This window comes from Nostoc sp., from assembly GCF_036919495.1.
GTDB lineage: Bacteria > Cyanobacteriota > Cyanobacteriia > Cyanobacteriales > Nostocaceae > Nostoc.
In genome coordinates this window covers 1-3,280 of the sequence record NZ_JBALBZ010000199.1, presented here as the reverse complement: position 1 = coordinate 3,280, position 3,280 = coordinate 1, and the positions used below count along the sequence as shown (strand labels likewise).

2 protein-coding genes and 1 pseudogene are annotated in these 3,280 nt (G+C 40.3%); all 3 read left to right on the top strand.

The features are described 5' to 3' along the window. A pseudogene (locus V7K25_RS28060) lies at positions 1-351 on the top strand (phosphoketolase); the annotation flags it as partial. Between the two features lie 400 nt (positions 352-751). Continuing rightward, positions 752-1,831 carry a class I fructose-bisphosphate aldolase gene (locus tag V7K25_RS28055; protein WP_335162700.1) on the top strand — a complete coding sequence of 360 codons (1,080 nt, stop codon included), beginning with the start codon at positions 752-754 and terminating at the stop codon, positions 1,829-1,831. A gap of 250 nt (positions 1,832-2,081) precedes the next feature. Further along, on the top strand, positions 2,082-2,903 hold the full coding sequence (gene pstB / locus V7K25_RS28050) for a phosphate ABC transporter ATP-binding protein PstB (protein WP_335162698.1): 822 nt from the start codon (positions 2,082-2,084) through the stop codon (positions 2,901-2,903). Positions 2,904-3,280: the final 377 nt, after the last annotated feature.

Sequence of the window (3,280 nt, the reverse complement as noted above, 5' to 3'; positions counted from 1 at the left end):
GACTGGGATTTCGATAGTCTTTTCACCACAGATAAGCCTGTAATTTTCAACTTCCACGGCTATCCTTGGCTGATTCACAAACTTGCTTACCGTCGTACTAACCATGAAAATATTCATGTGCGCGGCTACAAGGAAAAGGGCAGCATTAACACACCACTTGAGTTAGCTATCAACAACCAAGTTGATCGGTTCAATTTGGTGATTGATGTGATTGACCGGGTTCCTAAGTTGGGTTCTGCTGCTGTCTATGTTAGAGAGCGCATGAAAAACGAAATTATTAACAACCGGAATTATGCTCACAAGCACGGTATTGATCAGCCGGAAATCGTTAACTGGAAGTGCCCTTACTAAAATAATTCGTAATTTGTAATTCGTAATTCGTAATTACGTTCCAGATGAAAACTCTGACCTTAATTTAATGTGAGTTTGACAGATATCTCCCTCCTTTGAGTCTACCGTGTATATACAAGTTTTTGAAAGTTACTGCGTAACGTAGAGTAAGTTAATTTTTGCAGGTCGATGCAATAAAGGTGCAGGTCAATGCAACTAAGGTGCGGGTCGATGCAACTAAGATGCAAATCAATGCAATAAGGGTGCATCTCAATGCAATAAAGATGCAGGTTAAGAGACTTATGTGTACACGGTAGCCCCCAAACAAAAAGGGAAAAACAATGTAATTACGAATTAGTAATTATTGTCGATCTCATCTGCAAATAAAAATCAACCCTTTAGAGCTAAAAGGTTTTAAATAATGAGTTCACCAAAACTTATCGCCACTGTTAAAGCGATGGTTGCTCCTGGTAAAGGCATCTTGGCTATAGATGAGAGCAACAATACTTGTAACAAGCGCTTTGAGAAGTTGGGAATCGCACCAACTGAGGAAAATCGCCGCACTTACCGGGAGTTGCTTTTAACTACTCCTGGTTTGGGTAACTATATTAATGGTGCTATTTTATATGATGAAACAATCCGCCAAACTACAAAAGATGGAACGCCTTTTGTCAAAGTGATGAACGATGCGGGGATTCTTGTCGGCATTAAGGTTGACACTGGTGTGAAAGGTTTACCAAATCACCCTGATGAAAAAATTACACAAGGTTTGGATGGTTTGAGCGATCACATTGCCGAATACGTTAAGATGGGGGCGCGTTTTGCTAAATGGCGGGCTGTCATCACTATTGGCAAGGGAATTCCTAGTCGTGATTGTATAGAGGACAATGCCCAGGCTTTAGCTCGCTATGCACTGCTTTGTCAACAAGGTGGACTTGTTCCCATTGTCGAACCTGAAGTTTTGATGGATGGCGACCATACTATTAAACGTTGCTATGTTGTAACTGAGGAAGTCTTAGGAACTGTCTTTGATCAACTCCACTTGCAAGGGGTAGTTTTGGAGCAAATTATTCTCAAGCCCAACATGGTAATTTCCGGCAAAGATTGTAAAGAGCAAGCCAGTGTCCCCGAAGTTGCAGAAGCTACGGTGAAATGCCTGTTGAATGTGGTTCCTACTGCCGTACAAAGCGTAGCATTTTTATCGGGTGGTCAAAGCAATGAATTAGCAACTGCCCATCTTAATGAGATGCATGTCCGGTTTGGCTCAAAACTGCCTTGGTCATTGACATTTTCTTTTGGTCGTGCTATTCAGCAACCAGCACTAGAACTGTGGAAAGTACAAGATGCCAATGTGAAAGCGGCACAAAGTGCTTTGCTGCATCGAGCAAAATGTAACGCTGCTGCTAGCCTTGGCATATACACTCAGGAGATGGAAAGGAGTACAGAGCTAGCATTAGCTGGCTATAGAGCTTTACAGTCACAATTGTCTAGTCAGGACTAAGGTAGACGTAGCAGTGCTAAGTCTCTTTACAAGGTTTCAGGGTAACGCATATTTAAATTCGATCGCTACCATCTACCAGAATATCTGCGTAATTTACCAGGCACTTAGTACAACATTTCATTAATACGAGCGCGAATTCTCTGCGTACCTTTGCGTCCCTGGAGCGTTTAAATTTCAACCCTCAATTCGCCACAATTTTACGCAAAGCTTTACTTAGTCCATATAGAGCATAGAGCGGCTAATAAAATCAATGCTAAACAATTTGACAGTTAATAACACTAGCACAGTAAATGATACTGACACCGTTTTACGCACAGAAAACCTCAACGTTTATTACGGGAAGTTTCTAGCGTTGCGGAATATTTGGCTAAATATTCCCAAAAATCAGGTTACAGCTTTTATCGGCCCTTCTGGTTGTGGTAAAAGTACATTACTGCGATGCTATAACCGCCTTAACGACCTCATTGAGTCATTTCGATCTGAAGGTAAAGTTTATTTTTGCGATAAAAATTTGTATGCACCGGAAATTGATGCTGTAGAGGTGCGTCGTCGGATTGGGATGGTGTTTCAAAAAGCAAACCCGTTTCCCAAATCTATTTATGACAATGTTGCTTTTGGAGCCAGAGTTTGCGGCTACAAAGATAACATGGATGAATTGGTAGAACGGAGTTTACGCCGATCGGCTTTGTGGGATGAAGTCAAAGACAAACTGCGACAAAGTGGTTTAGCCTTATCTGGTGGTCAACAACAACGGTTATGTATTGCGCGAGCGATCGCTGGGCAACCAGAAGTTATACTTATGGATGAACCTTGTTCCTCGCTCGATCCCCTATCCACTTTGCGGGTTGAAGAACTGATTCAGGAACTCAAAGAGCAATATACTATCGTCATTGTTACTCACAACATGCAACAAGCGGCACGAGTATCTGATAAAACAGCTTTTTTCAATGTTAGCGCCACAGAAACAGGCGATCGCACTGGCTACTTAGTAGAATATGACTCAACAGAAGTGATTTTCAATAACCCTAAGCAGAAAGATACAAAAGATTACGTCAGCGGTAGATTTGGTTAAATATGGGTTTTGAGAGCAAGTGTTTTGATAAATTAAGCGAATTTTGGATTTTGAATAATTCAATTCCATTATCCAAAATTTAAAAAGTCTTAGAGTCGTACAGTTAATCCATGAATTGCCCCTACAGTGTGGATCTATTTAGCATCAAAGAATGATTAATGAAAGCCTAAAACGACCTACATATTATTGATAAATGTATACCATGATTAATTTGTACAGTGCGTAAGTTAGATTTGAATTATTTTTGATAATTGTCATACTATTCTTTTAGTAAATCAAAATATGTCTAAAGTCAAAGATATTAGTAAAACTATTAATGTGCATGACTCGGAGTACTACTTTAGTCGAGAATTAAGCTGGTTAGAATTTAACCGCCG